Origin of the sequence: Tumidithrix helvetica PCC 7403, assembly GCF_965232925.1 — a bacterium.
Taxonomy (GTDB): Bacteria; Cyanobacteriota; Cyanobacteriia; order Pseudanabaenales; family Pseudanabaenaceae; genus Tumidithrix; species Tumidithrix helvetica.
Genome location: NZ_CBDDRA010000004.1, coordinates 125,170 through 143,484, shown reverse-complemented (window position 1 = coordinate 143,484; position 18,315 = coordinate 125,170). Strand labels below are relative to the sequence as shown.

Genomic DNA, 18,315 nt, shown 5'->3' with positions numbered 1-18,315 from the left:
AAAGAACGTTTTCACTATTGTGAAATTAAGGTGTAGTTTTAAGTGGGGTAGTTTTGGATGCGGCAATTACAAGTTCACCAGTGCTTAGTATTGAGAGCACTTGTTTTAAGTGCGTTGAGTTATACGCTGAGCGCTTCTCTTCGGGTTTCTATGCATTCAGTATCGGCTGAGACGCAGACAACATCAACCCAAGTGCAGCCAAGCCGATCGCAAAAACTAGAGGCTCAAAAAACAAATCTAGCGCAGGAATTACCACCTAGCACCGATCCATTACTCAATCTGCCCCAGCCGGCAGCAAACCCTCAGCCACCCCTGCCACTCCAAAGCCGCGTCATTACCGTGATTCGCACAAACTCGTCTGAATGGGAAGCGATCGCCACGACACTGACAGGCGTAAAGTATGTGACCGTAACCCTAGATGCTCTGAGCGAAACATCCCTAGACAAGGCAAGTGTGGTGCTGTTGCCCAATGCCGAGAGCCTCACCGCTCAGCAAATGCAAATTCTTAAGGCTTGGGCCGATCGCGGTGGCAGGTTAATTATTACGGGAGCCGCAGGCAAAAACTCAGAGCCTGAAGTACAGGCGCAGTTGCGATCGCTGGTTGGTGGCTATTGGGATAGCAAGGTAGAGACCCCTGCAAATTTGGTTTTGCGATCGAGCATTGAGTACGATTGGGCACGCGCCGTCCCTGAAGTCAGTACCACCCCTTTGACCAATGGAGGTACGTTACGAATTACAGAGGGAAACAGTCGCACGGTTGCCTATTGGTCGGCAAACAAAGCGGCAATTTTAGCCAAAAACAATGTCATCCATTTAGGTTGGGCATGGGGCACAGATAAAACCCATCATGCCTTCGATCGCAACTGGCTGATTGTGGCAGCGGAATCTAATCTTCAAGCTTCCAATTCTCAAACAACGAGCAGGCGATCTTCAGAAGTTGCCGCGATTCCTGCCACTTCTGATTCTCAAGCGTTGCGAGGAACTACACAGCAGTCTTCCTTCCCAGATTCGATCTTAACCAAGCCCATTCCGATTTCTAGCATACCCAAGCCTTCTCTTCCATTCACTTATCCACCCAATTCGCAACCGAAATACCCCGCTAGCCTAAGTCCTACGCAAGCGAATCCCTCGCAAACGCCTGCGATCGCTTCCACAACAACCACGACAACTACAGCAACCCAAACGACTTCTCTCAGAAAAATTCCGCTCTTACTTCCACCTCGCACACCTGCAACCTACATTCCCGCTCCAACGCCAGCATTACCGCCGATTTCCGATCAGCCCATCTTTACCCTCGAAGCGCTAACCATGCACCAAGAGCTACAGGAGTTGATCGGGCGGGTAGAAAATGCCATGACTACCGCCAATACAGCCCAAGGGCGATCGCTGGGGACAGCTTCTAATCAACTCACAACGATCAATATCGCCAAACAGTTACTCAAAGATCTGCCTCAACTCATTGCCGATCGCCAATTTGTCCAAGCCAGAACGCTTTGGCAGTTAAGTCGTCAAAACCTCTGGAAAGACTATCCCTCCGATCTGTTGGTGGCTTTGCCTGAAGTGCGTGCCATGTGGCTAGATCGTGGCACGATTGTGGCAGCAGGCTCAGAGGAGAGACTGGCGCGTGTATTCGATCGCATGGCAGCATCAGGGGTAAATACCGTCTTTTTAGAAACGGTAAATGCGGGCTATCCCATTTACCCTAGTCGGGTCGCACCGCAATCAAATCCTCTAACGCGGGGCTGGGATCCCCTAGCCTCAGCGGTTCGATTGGCGCATCAGCGCAACATGGAGCTTCATGCTTGGGTCTGGGTTTTTGGCGTAGGAAATACAAGGCACAATACCTTAATTGGCAAACCTGCAAACTATGTTGGGCCAGTACTGGAAGCCTATCCACAATGGGCGAATATCGAGCAAAATGGCAGTATTTTTGCGCCTGAAGGGAAGACATTTTTAGACCCCGCCAACCCAGAGGTGCAAGACTATCTACTGCGGTTGTACCGTGAAATTGTTACCCAGTATAAAGTCGATGGCTTACAGCTAGACTACATTCGCTACCCACGCCAAGATCTCGGATCGGCTGATTTTGGCTTTAGCACCGTAGCCAGATCGAGGTTTATGCAGTTGACGGGGGTTGACCCAGTTAACCTTAGCCCCAATAACCGATCGCTCTGGTGGGCTTGGACAGAATTTCGCGCCCAACAGGTCAACCAGTTTGTCGGTAGGGTCTCGAAAGAGATGCGGGCAATCAAACCCAATTTAATGCTTTCCGCTGCCGTATTTCCTTGGAAATTTAACGAACGGCTCAGTCGGATGCAGCAAAACTGGGAGAATTGGGTCAGCAAGGGCGAAATCGATATGCTGATGCCCATGACCTATGTGGGAGAGACCAGCCGCTTTATTCGGCAAGAGGTCAAACCGACATTGACAGCAGTCGGCCAGTCGCCCGTCCTATTTCTGCCAGGTATGTTAATTCGCGATTTACCTGACATCGAACTTTTAGATCAACTGCAAGCCATCCGAGATTTGCCTGCGAGCGGCTATTCACTTTTTGCCGCAGAACATTTGCGTCCTAGTTTTGAGAACATTCTCAGACATGCCCGCACCAATCAAGATGCTCAGATTTTGCCGCACCGTCGTCCATTTGCCGCTGCCCAAGCTCGTTACACAGCGCTCAAACAGGAATGGCAAGCCCTGCTCAAATACAATCTCCTATGGGTCAAAGGGGAGAACCTTGCCATTTGGCAACAGGAGGTTGAGTCTCTAGATCGGGTCCTTCAGACCTTAAATCTCCAACCAACTCCCGCCAATCTCAAGATCGCTACGCTATCCCTAGATCGCATGTCTACCAATTTGCCCAAATGGATGAAGTTGGAAAACCTAGAGCAACCCTATCGAGTAACCACATGGGTGAACCGACTCGAAGCGATCGCGGCGATCGTACGTTACGGTGAAGCAAAGATGGCGGCAGGTAGAGGTGACACGATCGGCGGCAGTCTGATCGTTAATATGGCTGAAAATATTCGCAAAGATTAAGTACCAAATTAGAGCCCACTGGCAAGCCTGTCACTCCTTGGGTTAGCATAAACCTAGTCTTAAAAAAAATAAGCAATCTCACGAAACACGCCTATGCCCCCTCGTTTATCAAAGCCACCCGACCCCAGAGACCCTGATTACCAACGCCTCGAACGGGGTATCAATTTAGCCGTGCATGTGGGGGTGTTTGGAGCCAGTAATAGCTGCATGTGGTTTGTGCGATCGATTACCTATGCTGAATGGGAATGGGCGGTTTGGGTTACGAGTGTTTGGGCTGTATTGCTTTTAGGACATGGAATTTGGGTGTTTTCTCAAAAGTACCCAACGACGAATAATTGAGCTTGGATAAACCCATGAAAAGTACATCTCAAAATATCGAGCAATTAGCCGCTGCGATCGCCGAAGAAGTCTACATTGATATTGCAAAGTGGCATTTATATCTAGGGGATGCCCACCTGCACACGGTTTTGGCTGAAAAGTTTTACCCGATGCTTACCGATCGCAGTGGCGATCGCATTGATGAAACCGCTGTGACTAAAGTTTTGGCGAATGTGTTCGTCAAGGTTGGTGGCGGTCGGCGCGAGATTCCCCTCGTGGAATTGATTCCCTCGCACGCGCAGTCAAACCTCTTAGAGATTTTGGAAAAGTTTGCCAATGATTAAACCCGCGATCGAGTCTAGGCTTCAGCCAAGAAATAAAACATGAGCGAAACGATTACCGTTCGGGTGAAATTGTTTGCTGCTTTTCAAGAGGCGATCGCGGAAAGCGAGATTGAACTAACGTTACCACCCAATACCGCCGTTGCGAAAATCTACGATCGCTTACTCAGCCAATACCCCGACCTATCTACCCAATTGGAACCTTGGCGATCGCTGACTCGTTATGCTGTAAATCTTGAATTTGCCGAACCTGAAACGCTTTTGCAAAATGGTGACGAAGTCGCGTTAATTCCACCTGTAAGTGGCGGCTAAATGGTATTTCTACTTTCCTTGTCCCCGTTAAATCCTTCGTAAATTATTCATTTTTAGATAGCCTAGCACGAACGTGCTGCTAGTAAACTGCCCCCCCGAGAAGCCAGACTTTACAACCCCAGCATCATCGTGATGTACAGTGCCATCTAAAAATTTTCCAGTTTCGTCCGCACTGTCCAATCTAACAGCCGACTAAATTGCTTGATATCAATAAAACTAAGCTGCAAGAGGATCATTAATAAAGGACCTTCTTGACGAGCTTGCAATCTTTTTGCCACCGATAATTGCTCGTGATCCAAGACGGCAGACTCAAGGAGATGCCGTTCTAGCTTTTCTTGGTGGCTTTCTACCACAAAAGTTGACATTTGATAATTCATGGAACTTGCTTTTTGCTTACTAAGCATTTTGGATTAACAGCGTAGCGCACCTTACCATATGTGGCAACATTCCTCAAGAAGTTATTTTTTGCTCGAGAATTCGTTGTCCAACGAAGAATGTACGAGACCTCTTGCAAAAGCCATTTCCATCAAGAAAAACCTAATAGGTCAAATGAAGACAGCTTCGCTAGAGCTTCTTTTTTCTCTATTTCGCTTAACCATAGTCTCGCAAGGATATGAAAGAAAAGAATGAGGGCGCTAGCTACTTAGGCAAGAAGTGTAGTCAAGAATTCACGAATTTTAAGACAAATCGGTAGCAACTGCTAGTATCTTCCTCAGAAAGGAAGTTTGTGGAGATTCGTAAATTATTGTTATCTCTGGTAAATCGTTCTATTTAGTTTATAAGTTTCAAATTTCAGGGAAATAAGCCATATGGCGTAGATTTTAACAGAAAAATCGAAAATTGCAGATCGAAATTCACAAAAGATTCACAAATCCTTTACCTAAAAGGCTTTTGCCTTTAAAAAAGGTGAAAACTGGCAGTAAATTTCCCAAAATTTCACGATCTATTGCCCCATTCCGACTTGTTATGGGCAAAAATTTTGTCAGAGGATAAACATAGGCGAAATATTTTCTTTGAGGAAATCTCTTTATAGTTGCCCACGCTCTAGAGCAAAGGTAATTAAACTTAAATCTCCAATTAAATCTCAGAGAGCGAATGTTTCAAGCGGATCGGATCGCCGCGATCGATCACCTTGCCATTTTGGAGTAGGAACGCACCATCGGCATAATCAAGCTCATTCAGTCGATGGGTGACCCATAAAGCTGTCAGAGATTTTTCTTTGACTAATTTCTGCACGGCTGCCACGAGATCGTTTTGACTATCTGCATCTAAAAGAGCCGTCGGCTCGTCTAAGAGTAAAACTTCAGCATGACGCGCGATCGCACCAGCAATGGCAACCCGTTGTTTTTGACCGCCACTGAGGGCATAAATGGGACGACGTTGTAGATGCTCGAGACTGACGGCACTGAGCGCTTGCTTGACCCGAATTTGCGTCTCAAGGTAAGAGAGGTTTTCTGACACTAACCCAAAGGCAACATCTGCCCCCACCGTGGGCATGACCAATTGGTGATCGGGATTTTGAAACACAAACCCCGCAGGACTGGCAATTTGCATTTCGCCCGACTGCGGTTTGAGCAGTCCTGCTAAAAGCTTCAATAAGGTAGACTTGCCGCTGCCATTTGTCCCCAAGAGCATCCAAAACTCACCCTTGGGAACAGACAGGGTACAACGATCTAAAACTACTTCGCCAGACTGCCAAGCAAAAGTCAAATCTTTGACGGCGATCGCGTTGGTGGATGTTTCTCGATCGATAGGGGGCTGATCTGGCATTACGATTGCATCTAGCTACTGCACGAAGCCTACACCCATGTTTGCAGTCGCTCCAGCTTTTTCAGAAATCTGAATTGCCGAGATCTCAGTGACGATTACTGCCAATTTCTTAGTTTCTTGTTTATCGCAGGTAAGCTCCAAGATGGGGGAAGCCCCTTTGCCACTAATCGCCTCAGCAATAGATTTATAGAGAGCTTCGGCAGTTTCTTTATCTTTGCGTTGCACTGACAATGCAATCGGACTACCTTTTAACGTTAGCTCTACTGTAAACATTCAAAAAAACTCCCTAAAACATGCGATCGCAGTCTCTATCATAATACCTCTTGCCTGTAGGGGGGATTCTTATTTACTGCGGGCGATCGCTTCTCTCACTTCCATCGGCGAAATTTGCCCACCCGAGCGACTCGGTATTTCGACCACAATTAAATACCCCGCAACCTTCCCCTTGCCTAGAATACCTAACATATTCAGAATTTTTGGCACATCTGCCTGTTGCAATTGCCCGTTGCGATCGTATAGCTCTAAGGCAGACAAACAGCCCAGCGTGGGATTCCAGTAATAGCTATCGATCGCAGGGTTGGTTTTGATTCTAAAGAAATCAATGGACTCCCCTGTGCCATGAATGCGAAAGAGCGATCGACCTATTTTGCCAGCCCAATAACTCTGTTGAATCGGGAAATAATTACGCCAAGTCGAAGGGAGCAGTGCTTGATAGGTCTGTAAATTGCCCGTAAATTTGCCTTTGCGATTGGGTAAAAACTCTTGAACGCCATCTTCATAGGGCACAAATAGCTTAACCAATGGGAACTGCCCGTAGGCTCTAAACACCTCGTCATCAGGCTGCGGCACAATTCCTTCGATCCGATAAACCCCTTGTGGGGTTTGCCCTCGATAAAAATTCCACTCGAGACGATGTAGAGACTGTAATAATAGAGGAACCGACCATAATTGACCATTTTGTTCCACAAACCGACCATTCCCATCTTTCACCACACTTAGACAGAGAATTTCTCGATTGGGTTGACAGAACACATACATTTGAGGCTGTCCGGGCGCTATCTGCCAAGTCAGCAGGTCAGCGAGCGGAGGAATCGTTCTCGTCGCTTGGGAACTGGATAAATGCTGGAGTGTGGTGTATAAAAAGATATCTTGCCGCCAATTGGGAAATCTTTGCTGCACCCGCAAGCGCAGTTGTTGCAGGTTAGAGGGTGGAATCCGAGATTTTGCCAAGGCAGACAAAGACATGGCAACCCATTGCGAATCGCTACTATACTCAATTGTTTGGGCAAAATGGCGACCTACGTTTGCATAAAACCCAGGATTGCTTAAATAGAGTTGCGTGCCCACCTGCATGGCAGCATCCACCACGCTTTTTTGGTTGTCTGAGAGTTTGGGATTTGCAGTAAGCGCCAGAATATTGTCTAAAGCTTGAGCGACAAAATCAGCCTGAGGGGATAGGACAGTCACCGTCCAGAGAATATTTTGCCAACGTTCGGCATTGCGATCGTTGATGGGGTAGCGATTTACATCAAAATTTTCAGGAACGAGATTCTGAAGCTGATTCTGTTGGTAAGTAAACCGATTTGCAGCAGTTGCTTTGGGCTGATAGGGCTTAAGATTGGCAGGGATATTGACAGGCTGAGATATCGATGCCTGTGCCGATACAGGTTGAATTGGTTGCAGACATAGCGGCATGAACCCACAAACCATGAAAGCAGCGATTGGGAATAGGTTTCGCATTGTTAAAACTCCCCTGTTAGAACTTTTTAATTCAAAGCCTTCAAACCGAAATTCACAAGCTAGTCCTACTGCTCATACCATTTCGATCGATTACAGTAACAGCCAGATATTTCAATACAGGCAACACCGTTTATGATGATGCCCCTACGAAGATCTGTTACCTTACCTATTCAATTGGTATTCGTCTTATGCTAGTTAGTGGTGAAGTAATATAGCAGACCTAGCAGTTCATCCCAAAATTTCCCCAGAATAGTTTTAGAGATGCCCCAAATTGTCTCTTAGCAAATCCAGTCACTAATCATGTCCCTATTTAATCGCCCTCAACCCATTGCTCCACAACCAGGACAAGAATCTGTGTGGGACTATCCCAGACCACCACGCCTCGAACCAACGAGCAAGCGCATCCAAATCATTTTTAACCAAGTTACGATCGCGGACACCTGCAATGCCAAGCGCGTGTTAGAGACAAGCCACCCTCCTGTTTACTATATTCCACCCCAAGACATTCAAATGGAATATCTTAAACCAGAGCCTCAATCTAGTTTTTGCGAATGGAAAGGAGTAGCAGGATATTACACGGTAGTGGTTGGCGATTCCTTGCAGGATGCGTCCCGCCGCATTGCTAAAAATGTGGCTTGGTATTATCCCGATCCGACCCCAAGCTTTTTATCCATCAAGGATCACGTCGCTTTTTATGCAGGTCTTATGGACGTTTGCTATGTGGATGGCGAAATCGTACAGCCTCAGCCAGGTGGCTTTTATGGTGGGTGGATTACCCCAGATATCGTAGGGCCTTTTAAAGGCGAACAGGGGAGTTTTGGTTGGTGAGGTTTTGATTCGTTGGAAATTGTTATCAAATTATGAAAATTTTATATTGAGCTTGCCATCACAAATCTGGTAGCCTTACAACATTTGGACATTGCATGTTCGAGTAAGCGTTATGCTATGTATCAGCACTGTCTGACTTAACTACTGTGTCCAGAGAAAATCAAACAGGGGACGGCGATCGCAAGCAACTCAACGCAGAGCTGGAAAGTCTGCGCCAAGAGGTGAGTAGGTTGCAGCATGAAAATCGCGATCTAGAACTTGCACTACTAACAACCACAGAGCATGGAGATTTTGTTGAGGCTGAACTAGATCAGCTCAATCGGCAGTTGCAAGCTGAGATCGACGAACGTCAACTTGCCCAAGCAAAACTTCAGTCAATCTTAGACATGCTCTGGAGAGACAAAACTGACCTAGAAATTATGCTCACCACTGCAACCGAGCATGGAGATACGGTTGAGTACGAATTGTACAAACAAGTCGTTGCCTCTGTCGAACAGTTACAAGAGCAGGCAAGACTATCAGAGCTACAGGTAGAAGAACGCACGGCTGAGCTAAAGCAAACGAGTGCCGAACTCCGTGGGTTGTTTGCGGCAATGACAGATGTAATCGTCGTTTACGATCGCCAAGGGCAATGCATCAAGGTGGCTCCTACGAACCCGCGTTTGTTGCTCGACCCTCCAACCGAGGAAATTGTGATGGCTTACGAGACCCTGTCAGTACAGATCCTCGATCGCCAGATTTCCTGTATTCATCAGGTTTTGGCAAGTCGGCAAACCCAAAATCTCGAATATTGCTTAGCAATCGACGGGCAAGAAGTCTGGTTTTCAGCAAATGTTTCCCCCCTTTCAGAAGACACGGTAATCTGGGTAGCAAGAGATATCAGCGATCGCAAGCAAGCCGAACTAGATCTGCGCCGCGCTAAAGAAGAGGCCGAACTTGCAAGCCGTCAGAGGGGAGAGTTTCTCGCGAGCATGAGCCACGAGCTACGCACACCTTTAAATGCGATTTTAGGATTCGCGCAACTCATGGGTTACGACGAGTCCATCAGTGAAGATCATCAAGAAAGCTTGACAATTATTCGCCAAAGTGGCGAGCATCTTTTGACCTTGATTAATGACATTTTAGAGATGTCCAAGCTTGAGTCAGGAAGAGTTCCTTTACATAGGCGCGACTTCGATCTGCACAACTTACTCCATGCCATTCGAGAAATGTTGATGCTCAAGGCTTCATCCAAAGATCTACAAATGCTTTTAGAGATCGATAAAGATGTGCCAAGGTACATTCGTACAGACGAAGGAAGGTTACGTCAGGTTCTAATTAATTTACTCAGTAATGCGATTAAGTTTACACAGGACGGAAGTGTAATACTCCGAGTTAGTCTCGTAGACCGCGAAGAGACGCAGGAGGAAGTTTATCTAGCAAAGATGGACAACGCAAAGATAGAGTCTTCCAATGACCCCATTATCTCATCACTTTTGGTTCGATTTGAAGTTGAGGACACAGGGGAAGGCATTGCGCCAGAAGAGATGTCAAAACTTTTTGAGCCTTTCGTTCAAGCTGCATCGGGACGAAGATCGAAAGAAGGAACGGGCTTGGGCTTAGCGATCAGTCGCAAACTCGTACGGATGCTGGGGGGAGATATCACGCTCACAAGCACGGTGAATGTGGGAACCACTTTCAGCTTTTGCATTGAAGGCATTGTTGCTCTCGAGTCCTCCATAGAACAAGATATCTCTTGTCAGCGAATAATTGAGTTAGAAGAGGGACAGCCTCAGTTTCGCATTCTTTTGGCAGAAGATATCAAAAAAAATCGGCAGTTTTTAAGTAAAACCTTAACACAGGCTGGATTTGAAGTAAGGGAAGCAATCAATGGCAAAGAAGTGATCGCAATCTGGCAGGAATGGTCTCCTCAATTGATTTGGATGGATATGCAAATGCCGATTGTGGCAGGGGACGAAGCAACTAGGCAGATTCGCTTAAAAGAAAAAGAGTTGGCAAATAATGGTTTTATGCGACAACCACCCACTAAAATTATTGCGCTTACTGCTAGCGCCTTTGAGGAAGAGCGTGAAGAAGTGTTTGCCGCTGGATGTGATGATTTAGTGGGTAAACCCATTTCTAGGCAAACGGTACTGGAAAAAGTTGCAGAGCATTTGGGCGCGCGTTACCACTATATAGAGCTACCCAATTCAGAAATACCCAATACCGAGTTAAACACGAATTCACAAGGTTCTCGGCTGGAGCGATCGCCACTGCTTTTGACGCGATCGGATCTTTTGGTAATGCCCAGCGACTGGATTACACAACTATACACAGCAGCAATTAGGGTTGATGCCAGTCAAATCCACCAACTGATTGACGAGATTCCCCCACAGCACCAGTTCCTGGCAACGATGTTAATAGAATTATTGAATGAGTTCCGTTTTGATATTATTTTTGAGGCAACCTCAGAGTTTTTTTGATACAAAAGAAGTAGAAAACTCAAAAGAGCAGATTAACTTATTGTTTTTCCATGGTTTCCCATCTCAGCCGTAACTGGCAAGGGTATCAGATATTTAAAGAAGTATATCTAATACCTGAGGTGGCTAGGCATTATTTGTAAATTTAGGGTAAGGTGAAGGCATATTTAGAGAGCAGTATCTCAAGCCTAGAACGATTGTTAAAAAATCATGACTGACAGATAAGCGAGAAATTGTAGATGATATGCATCGACCTCAATAAACTAATTACCAATCAAGAGACATCATCTACAATCGAAAATATGATTGATGCTTTGGGTGTACCCCTTAGTATCGAAAATCTAGAGGGTATCGTCCTCTTTAACAATGCAACAAGCAGTACTTTCCTTCATAGGTATCCGATCGTTGTTTTAGATCGAGCGATCGGTTGGGTTAATGGCAATGAAAAAGCCCGTTGCATTGCAGATTTGCTCGGATATATGGCTACATCTGAGTTTGAGAAAAGAAGCCTAGCCATCGATGCCCTAGAAAAACATGAAGAGATTAATTTGCTTTATGACATCTCTAGTCGTATATCTACTTGCTTAGATGTCAAATCCATCGCCGATCTCGTACTTGAAGAAGCCAGTAAACTCGTCAAGACAACCCGTGCGGCGGTGATGTTGCTCGATCGCTCGACCCAAACCCTAAGCATCTCATCAATGCAATCTAGTCAGCCTCAGGAAAATATATCTTGGCAGATAGGTGAAGGAATTGCTGGGGATGTTTTTCAATCGGGTAAGCCTGAAATTGTAAATGATGTGATTGCCGATCCTCGACATAGCCTCAGCGAAGCCACGATGCATTCTCTAATTTGTGCGCCAATACTGAGTCAAAATCGCACGATTGGCGTCGTTATCGTTGGTTCATCTGAAGCGATCGCTTACACCGCCCAAGACTTAAAATTGCTGATTGCCATTGCATCACAAGCCGCAGCAGCAATTGAAAATACGATGCTTTATGAAAGCAAACTCAAAGAGGAACAGCTAAGGCATAAACTTGAGAAGACCTTTCGCGAAAACTATGCCTCTAGTTTAGAAATAGAAGTCACAGAGAGAACGCAAGAATTAGAAAAAGAGATTAGAGAACGCCAAAGAATTGAAACCTTACTTGACGGTCAAAACCATATCCTTGAATTGATCGCTCAGGGAGTTCCCTTAGATGGGGTTTTAGATGCGATCGTTCGGCTGATAGAGGCTCATAGTAACGAGGCATTATGCTCTCTGCTCTTGATAGAGAAAGTCGATAAAACGACTTCTGTTTTTCGTAATGGGGCTGCCCCAAATCTTCCCGAACTATATAGACAAATAGCTGATGGCTTAGCGGTCAGAGACGACACAGGAACCTGTGGTCCGGCTGTTATTCGAAAACAAACTGTATTCAGCGAAGATATCACTACCGATCCGCTTTGGGCAGGGGTTAAAGAGGTCTTTTCAGAAGATTTTGGACTGAGGTCCTGTTGTTCTACACCCATCCTCACATCCAAGGGTGATGCGTTAGGAACTTTCGCGATGTACTATCGCAAACCTTGTACGCCTAATCTCAAAGATCTCGACTTGATCGATCGAGCAACGTACTTAGCAAAAACAGCGATCGAACGATATCACACCGAGGCAAGCCTAAAACAAGCAAAAGAAATTGCGGAAGTCGCAAACCAAGCTAAAACCGAGTTTCTTACGAATATGAGTCACGAACTGCGGACACCACTCAATGCCATTTTGGGGTTTACGCAGTTACTGATTCACGATCCCCATCTGAATGCAGACCATCAAGAAAGTTTGAACATTATTTGTCGCAGTGGCGAACATCTCTTGTCTTTAATCAATGATGTGCTAGAAATGGCAAAAATTGAAGCAGGGCAATTTGTCATTACCCAAACTACTTTTGATCTGTACTATATGCTTGGGGTATTAGAAGAAATGCTCCAACTAAAAGCAAATTTAAAAGGCTTACAGTTAATCTTTGAAGTTAAGACAGATTTGCCTCAATTCATCTCAACCGATGAAAAAAAATTACGTCAAATTTTGATTAACTTGCTTGGAAATGCAATTAAGTTCACAGATCGAGGTAGTGTCACCCTAAGGGTTAGTCAGGTACAAACGCAAGAGAGCTATCAAGAAAATCTTGTCAGCGCTCAGGAATCAAAAGAATTCGTCACAGAGTTCAACCATGAAGTGCAAGCGACTGAAAACAAACTGGTAACCATTCTATTTGAAGTTGAAGATACAGGGTTGGGCATCGCCAACGACGAATTAGATTGTCTTTTTCAACCATTTGTACAAACTGAAACTGGTAGAAAGTCTCAAGAGGGAACTGGATTGGGTTTGTCCATTAGTCGCAAATTTGTCGAGATGATGGGTGGCAAAATCTCTGCGATCAGTCAAGTAGGGTTAGGTTCTACCTTCTCATTTTATATTCTTGCCCATCTAGCCAAAAATACTTTACATGAAATCGGCTTCTCAAATCCATCTGCGATTGGCTTAGAGCCTGGACAACGGAACTACCGAATTCTAATTGCAGAGGATAACACGCTCAATCGGCAGCTACTACTTAAATTGCTAGTTCCTATGGGATTTCAGGTTTGCCATTGTGAAAATGGACAAGAAGCGATCGCTGTTTGGCAAAACTGGTCACCCGACCTGATCTTAATGGATGTACGCATGCCTGTGCTGGATGGCTACGAAGCCACCAAACAGATTCGGATGCAAGAAAACGAAAAAGCCCAGCAAATTGCATCGTTCTTTCCTACAAAAATCATTGCGATTACGGCAAATGCCTTTGAAGAAGAACAACTGAAAGCTACATCCTTTGGTTGTGATGACTTTATTCGCAAACCAGTTCCCAATGAGATCGTCTTCGCTAAAATTGCCGAACATCTAGGGGTACGCTACATCTATGCAGAAGCCACCAAAAATCCTGCGATCTCGAACCTCACATCTTTTCATCAAGTTTTAGAATCAGAACACTTTACGGGTATGTCTACGTCATGGCTAAACCAATTGCAAGATGCGGTGACCCATATTGATGGAAAACAGGTCTTACGACTGATCGAACAGATTCCTCCTTCCCATGCAAATTTGGCAGCAGGACTAAAAAATCTAGTCCATGAGTTTCGCTTTGAACAGATTTTGAAAGCGATCGCCACCCATATCTCTTTTCAAACGATCCATGCCGATTTCACTTCATTATTGCGAATTTTAGTGGTCGAAGACAGCACGATCAACCAAAAATTAGTACTTAAAATATTGTCTAGCCTTGGTTACGCCGCTGATGTCAGTTTTAATGGGTTGCAAGCTTTAGCGGCTCTACAGCAACAGGCTTACAACCTAATTTTGATGGATTTACAAATGCCTGAAATGGATGGGTTTGAAGCAACAGAGCAAATTTACCAACAGTGGTCACCCCAAGAACGACCTGTTGTCATCGCGCTCACAGCCAATTCTACTCCCGAGGTTCGCGATCGCTGTTTGGAAGTCGGGATGGATGATTTTATTTCTAAACCCGTGCGTGTTAAAGAAATGCAAATGGCTTTGCAGCGTTGGGGAAAATTTCTGGCGAAAAGATCAGCAAGGCAGTCTCAATCGCTCAACTAGGTTTACGTTCTGCTTGATAACGCTCCCAAGCTAAGGAAATATTGAAATTCATGGCAGCGGAGACGATTCGCAAAGTTTTTAACTCAGGTATATTGGGATTTAACTGTGCCGCTTTAGAGAAAGCTGCTTCGGCTGCTTGCGGCTGAAAACTATAGAGATGGACAAACCCTAAGTAAGCCCAAGCCCATACATTCGTGGGGTCAGTAACTTGAGTGATTTGGGTGAATGCGGCGATCGCCTGTGGGGCTTTGCGTTGCAAAACATAGGCTAGTCCTAGTGCATAGGCGAGATCGGGATGGAGCTTTTCTGTGTTAGCGCGATCGCCGATCGTCAGTTGGGCTTGATTGAGATAGTCTTGTATAGGGTCATACTGGTTAATGCGAGAAATATCCTTAAACACAGAATCGAGTTTTCCCAGTCTCATACTTGCGCCTAACTGTCGCAATTGTGTAATTAGGTCTAATTCTGGTATGAAATTCGTTTGAAAAATTGGCAGGGCAATCGCTGGAGAGTTAACTTGAGAATTTTTTGCCTGTTCGATTGGCGTTGCTGGTGTTTGAGTTGATTGTGGAGGGGTTGATTGTGGAGGAGTTCCTGATTCTATCTGGATCTGTATTGGTGGAATTTCTAAGGGAATGGATTCTTTGGTTTTGCGGTTAAGATACTTCCCCTTCAGGATATAGGTTCCCAGCTTAATCTCTTGGGGTGGCAGCATTGCCATATTTTCAGTAATCCGAAAGGTTCCATCGGGCTGGGATATCCGCTCAAATAGATTGCCTTGCCCGATCGCGTGGTCGTGCGTCCAGTTTGATTCTTTCTCAGTTTGTGTTTTTTCGTTTTGCCAAGTTAGTAAAACCAGTCCGTTTTTTAACTGTTCCCAATTACCAATCCATTCATAGGCGATCTGCACGGGTTTCCCTGCAATTGCCACCGATGGAGTTTTTACGGACTTGAGCTGGAGCTTTGCAATTGGGGTTATCTCCTTTAAAGGCTCGACAATCGTAAAAGGAAGACGGCGATGATGCAGACGGATCTGACTGCCATCTGGGGCTTTCCAAGTTTTACGAACTTCCAAATCTTCGCTCTCCACAACCAGTTGCCCCAAGGATTTTTGAGCTTGAGCGCTATAGTTCACAGAACCTTGATCGTCAGATTTGCTTAGATACCAAGAGAGCGATCGCGCGTCTTGCAGCACATTCTCTGGAGAGAAGCCCAACTCCCGTCCGTACACCTGAAAATCTGCCAAAGCCCCATAAAAATCGACATTCATCGGATTGAGATCGGCAAGATTGGGAATCACACCGATGGTTGACTGTAAATAGGGCTCAGCCTTCACAACTTCGCTGATAATTTGTGCCTGCGGCCATATTGTTCCCATATAGGGCAAACGTCTACTGATCCAATTGCCTAGAGGGTCGGCACCAGGAATAGGAAACAGGCTGACGATCAGAACACAACTCGCAACAGCTAATGTTCCCCAACGTAATGCGATCGCCCAGTGGGTCTGCCAGAGCGTAATTCCTCGGGCTAAAACCACTAACACCACAGGCAAAATCGGCATAATATGACGCGGATCTTTATTGTGCAGTAGAGACAGTAGAATGTACGTGCCAAGTAAAAATATCCATAGCCATCGCCAGACGCCCTGAGTATGTAGTGCAGGCTGATTCTGATTTTGGTTCTCCTCCTCGGTCGCAGCACGAGGAGAAGAGGGCAAAAGTAGTCTCTTTGCAACGCCGAAATACTTCAAAACTCGAACGATGAGTGCCAAGCAAAAGCATCCCAACGACACCACCAGCAGTGGCATAGAAACCATACGCGGAAACTGTCGTAGGTAATAAGACCAAACCGATCGAGGATCGTCAGGGTTAAGTCCTTCCGCCATCCATAAAGAATTTGAGCGATCGCTAGAAGTAAGAACTGTCAGCCAATTGGTACTAAACCATCCACCAAATATGCACCATGCCAAGAGCAGAGCCACCAGAATTTGCAGCAACTGTCCCCATCGTTTCCGTGCCAAACTTCCGATGGTCATCCAAGCGATCGGCAAAAACAGAAACAATAAACCTGTCGGCTTTGCCAAGAGCGTAATGCCTAGACCGCAGCCCCAAGCGATCGCCCAGCCCCATAGTCGCAATCCTTTTTGTTTTGTAGCGATCGCCCCTCGCCAGCAAGTCAAACAGGCAAAAGCAACTGCCACAGTAGCAGTTAACCCATAGTCAAGCAAATAGTCAGTTCGCAAGATCGCAAATATGGGAGGGAACAAGCATAAACCTGCGGCCCATAGCCCTACTTGCCGATTAAATAAGCTTTTCCCCAACAGATAGGTTGCCCCTAGTAACATGCCTGTAAATACCAGGTTCACCAAAAGTGCTTGCTCAAAACCCCGTCCAAATATTGCCAAACAAGGTACCGTAGCTAAATAGACAAAAGGCGATCGGTAACTCGAAGAGATCCGCCACAAGTCTGTCCACCAGTCGCTAGAGAAGACATTCGCATGTTGAATCGCTTGCAGAAACTGTAAGGCTATGGTCAAGTGCGCTCCTTGATCCCAATATGGAACTGAACGATCTAGTCCAATCCAAACGCGATCGATCGCAGCCCCAACGAGCCAAATCATCGCTAAAATCACAGCATCAGAAAAAACAAATGGCAGCAGGCTTTTTTTTAAGGCGCTCATCTTTTCAATCAAGATTTAAATGGCAAACACTAAATTTTCTAGATCTGAGCCTACCAAGAATCTGCGCATCAATCCTTTACACAGGTAAAAAAGCATTATTTGAGATTACAAGGATTTTTCTTTCTACATCAGCTAAATCTGTAACATCCCACAATCTGACTAAACCTTGCTCTAGAATGAGTTTAATCATGCAATGAAGTAAAAACGTTATGTCTGAATACCAAAAGATTGAGTACCTAATCGGTAAAGATGGCAAGATTACCGAAAAAGTAATAGGTGGTTCTGGTCAAGCCTGCGTTTCAGCAACCTCAGGCGTCGAGGCAGCTTTAGGAGAAGTTGAAAATCGCGAACTCCTACCAGAATATTATGAGGACTCGGAATCGGTATCTCTAGAAGAAAATCAATACCAGAGCCAATTCTAGCCTTCCTTAAAATAAGGGGAATCATTCTTTTAGCTTAGAGATTCTTAGACAGGATTTTACAGAAAGGTCTTTATGGGCAAAAACATGAGCCCATGCTTTGAGCCATATTCTGCTTTAGCATACAGAGTGACGAAGCATTAAAAACCTAGCAGTTTCCTGCCAGATATAGTCCAACATCTCGCCTCCGAGGCTATGATCGCTTTCCACCAGTCGCAAGGTCACATCTGGATGCGTCTCTGCAAAAGCCTGACTGAGGCGAAATGGAATCACATCATCCTGCAAACCGTGAATAATTAAAATTGGGATGTTGCAGGTCAGAACTTTGCCAACATAGGTTTGAGCGTCGGCAAAAAATTCATACTTCAAGGGAAGTTGGCGATTTAAACTATAGTGAAAGAAGTCTCGACTGCCAGTTGCTTGCCATTGCGCGATCGCTTCTGCACCCAAACCCTCCGCCAGCCGTTGCCCAAACTCAAAGGCAGGGGCGAGTAAAATCAACTTCTCAATCTGGGGATTCGCGATCGCCATTTGTAAAGCTAAAAATCCGCCTAAACTCGATCCGATCGCGATCAAAGGGCGATCGCCAAACTCTCGATTTAAATATTGCAACTGTGCTGAGAGCGTGACTTTGGTAAAATCCCCCAGATTCAGATCGGGAACAGGTAGGGTCAGACCGATTTGGGAAAACTGGTTCTGCAAAAACTTAGCTTTTTGAGATTGCGGTCCCGAAGCGAAGCCATGTAAATAGAGATAGTTCATGCTTAAACAAAAAACGGC

14 protein-coding genes are annotated in these 18,315 nt (G+C 45.5%); 8 read left to right on the top strand and 6 right to left on the bottom strand.

Annotation, left to right across the window (positions count from 1 at the left end; translation table 11 throughout):
• The first annotated feature begins 150 nt into the window (after positions 1-150).
• The 4 genes from ACP2WE_RS05530 (at position 151) to ACP2WE_RS05515 (ending at position 4,007) form a co-directional block, all read left to right on the top strand.
• A complete protein-coding gene (locus ACP2WE_RS05530; protein WP_425214593.1) occupies positions 151-3,036 on the top strand; it encodes a glycoside hydrolase family 10-like protein in 2,886 nt (961 codons plus the stop codon).
• A 93-nt stretch (positions 3,037-3,129) separates the two neighbouring features.
• Entirely contained in the window at positions 3,130-3,375 is a 246-nt protein-coding gene (locus ACP2WE_RS05525) for a 2TM domain-containing protein (protein ID WP_425214592.1), read from the top strand.
• Between the two features lie 14 nt (positions 3,376-3,389).
• Entirely contained in the window at positions 3,390-3,698 is a 309-nt protein-coding gene (locus ACP2WE_RS05520) for a DUF3181 family protein (RefSeq protein ID WP_425214591.1), read from the top strand.
• A 39-nt stretch (positions 3,699-3,737) separates the two neighbouring features.
• Positions 3,738-4,007: a MoaD/ThiS family protein gene (locus tag ACP2WE_RS05515; protein ID WP_425214590.1), complete on the top strand. Its 270-nt coding sequence runs from the start codon at positions 3,738-3,740 to the stop codon at positions 4,005-4,007.
• 146 nt (positions 4,008-4,153) lie between these two features.
• Here the strand turns inward: ACP2WE_RS05515 and ACP2WE_RS05510 are convergent, their stop codons facing one another.
• From ACP2WE_RS05510 to ACP2WE_RS05495, 4 genes are all read right to left on the bottom strand, one after another.
• Complete coding sequence (locus ACP2WE_RS05510) at positions 4,154-4,411, bottom strand: DUF2949 domain-containing protein (RefSeq protein ID WP_425214589.1); 258 nt, start codon at positions 4,409-4,411, stop codon at positions 4,154-4,156.
• A 673-nt stretch (positions 4,412-5,084) separates the two neighbouring features.
• Positions 5,085-5,777, bottom strand: coding sequence for an energy-coupling factor ABC transporter ATP-binding protein (locus ACP2WE_RS05505; protein WP_425214588.1), 693 nt, complete (start codon positions 5,775-5,777; stop codon positions 5,085-5,087).
• A gap of 15 nt (positions 5,778-5,792) precedes the next feature.
• Positions 5,793-6,050 (bottom strand): UPF0367 protein family, encoded by a 258-nt coding sequence (locus ACP2WE_RS05500; protein WP_425214587.1) that lies wholly within the window; start codon positions 6,048-6,050, stop codon positions 5,793-5,795.
• A gap of 69 nt (positions 6,051-6,119) precedes the next feature.
• Entirely contained in the window at positions 6,120-7,517 is a 1,398-nt protein-coding gene (locus tag ACP2WE_RS05495) for a hypothetical protein (RefSeq protein WP_425214586.1), read from the bottom strand.
• 300 nt (positions 7,518-7,817) lie between these two features.
• Between ACP2WE_RS05495 and ACP2WE_RS05490 the strand changes: the two genes are divergently transcribed.
• From ACP2WE_RS05490 to ACP2WE_RS05480, 3 genes are all read left to right on the top strand, one after another.
• On the top strand, positions 7,818-8,345 hold the full coding sequence (locus ACP2WE_RS05490; protein ID WP_425214585.1) for a DUF427 domain-containing protein: 528 nt from the start codon (positions 7,818-7,820) through the stop codon (positions 8,343-8,345).
• Positions 8,346-8,491: 146 nt separating this feature from the next.
• Positions 8,492-10,807 (top strand): ATP-binding protein, encoded by a 2,316-nt coding sequence (locus ACP2WE_RS05485; RefSeq protein ID WP_425214584.1) that lies wholly within the window; start codon positions 8,492-8,494, stop codon positions 10,805-10,807.
• Positions 10,808-11,043: 236 nt separating this feature from the next.
• Entirely contained in the window at positions 11,044-14,436 is a 3,393-nt protein-coding gene (locus ACP2WE_RS05480; protein WP_425214583.1) for a response regulator, read from the top strand.
• On the opposite strand, the gene ACP2WE_RS05475 is transcribed toward ACP2WE_RS05480, so the two are convergent.
• Positions 14,429-17,116 (bottom strand): glycosyltransferase family 39 protein, encoded by a 2,688-nt coding sequence (locus ACP2WE_RS05475; RefSeq protein WP_425214582.1) that lies wholly within the window; start codon positions 17,114-17,116, stop codon positions 14,429-14,431. The genes ACP2WE_RS05480 and ACP2WE_RS05475 overlap by 8 nt on opposite strands.
• 209 nt (positions 17,117-17,325) lie before the next feature.
• Here ACP2WE_RS05475 and ACP2WE_RS05470 point away from each other — a divergent pair, with 209 nt between their 5' ends.
• Positions 17,326-17,538, top strand: coding sequence for a DUF2997 domain-containing protein (locus ACP2WE_RS05470; RefSeq protein ID WP_425214581.1), 213 nt, complete (start codon positions 17,326-17,328; stop codon positions 17,536-17,538).
• 114 nt (positions 17,539-17,652) lie between these two features.
• On the opposite strand, the gene ACP2WE_RS05465 is transcribed toward ACP2WE_RS05470, so the two are convergent.
• The gene (locus ACP2WE_RS05465; RefSeq protein WP_425214580.1) at positions 17,653-18,297 is read right to left on the bottom strand and encodes a YqiA/YcfP family alpha/beta fold hydrolase; all 645 of its coding nucleotides are present in this window, start codon (positions 18,295-18,297) and stop codon (positions 17,653-17,655) included.
• Between the last annotated feature and the right edge of the window lie 18 nt (positions 18,298-18,315).

Coding starts and splice junctions, on each gene's coding strand:
- ACP2WE_RS05530 (WP_425214593.1), top strand. CDS start 151: ATGCATTCAGTATCGGCTGAGACGCAGACAACATCAACCCAAGTGCAG.
- ACP2WE_RS05525 (WP_425214592.1), top strand. CDS start 3,130: ATGCCCCCTCGTTTATCAAAGCCACCCGACCCCAGAGACCCTGATTAC.
- ACP2WE_RS05520 (WP_425214591.1), top strand. CDS start 3,390: ATGAAAAGTACATCTCAAAATATCGAGCAATTAGCCGCTGCGATCGCC.
- ACP2WE_RS05515 (WP_425214590.1), top strand. CDS start 3,738: ATGAGCGAAACGATTACCGTTCGGGTGAAATTGTTTGCTGCTTTTCAA.
- ACP2WE_RS05510 (WP_425214589.1), bottom strand. CDS start 4,411: ATGCTTAGTAAGCAAAAAGCAAGTTCCATGAATTATCAAATGTCAACT.
- ACP2WE_RS05505 (WP_425214588.1), bottom strand. CDS start 5,777: ATGCCAGATCAGCCCCCTATCGATCGAGAAACATCCACCAACGCGATC.
- ACP2WE_RS05500 (WP_425214587.1), bottom strand. CDS start 6,050: ATGTTTACAGTAGAGCTAACGTTAAAAGGTAGTCCGATTGCATTGTCA.
- ACP2WE_RS05495 (WP_425214586.1), bottom strand. CDS start 7,517: ATGCGAAACCTATTCCCAATCGCTGCTTTCATGGTTTGTGGGTTCATG.
- ACP2WE_RS05490 (WP_425214585.1), top strand. CDS start 7,818: ATGTCCCTATTTAATCGCCCTCAACCCATTGCTCCACAACCAGGACAA.
- ACP2WE_RS05480 (WP_425214583.1), top strand. CDS start 11,044: ATGATATGCATCGACCTCAATAAACTAATTACCAATCAAGAGACATCA.
- ACP2WE_RS05475 (WP_425214582.1), bottom strand. CDS start 17,116: ATGAGCGCCTTAAAAAAAAGCCTGCTGCCATTTGTTTTTTCTGATGCT.
- ACP2WE_RS05470 (WP_425214581.1), top strand. CDS start 17,326: ATGTCTGAATACCAAAAGATTGAGTACCTAATCGGTAAAGATGGCAAG.
- ACP2WE_RS05465 (WP_425214580.1), bottom strand. CDS start 18,297: ATGAACTATCTCTATTTACATGGCTTCGCTTCGGGACCGCAATCTCAA.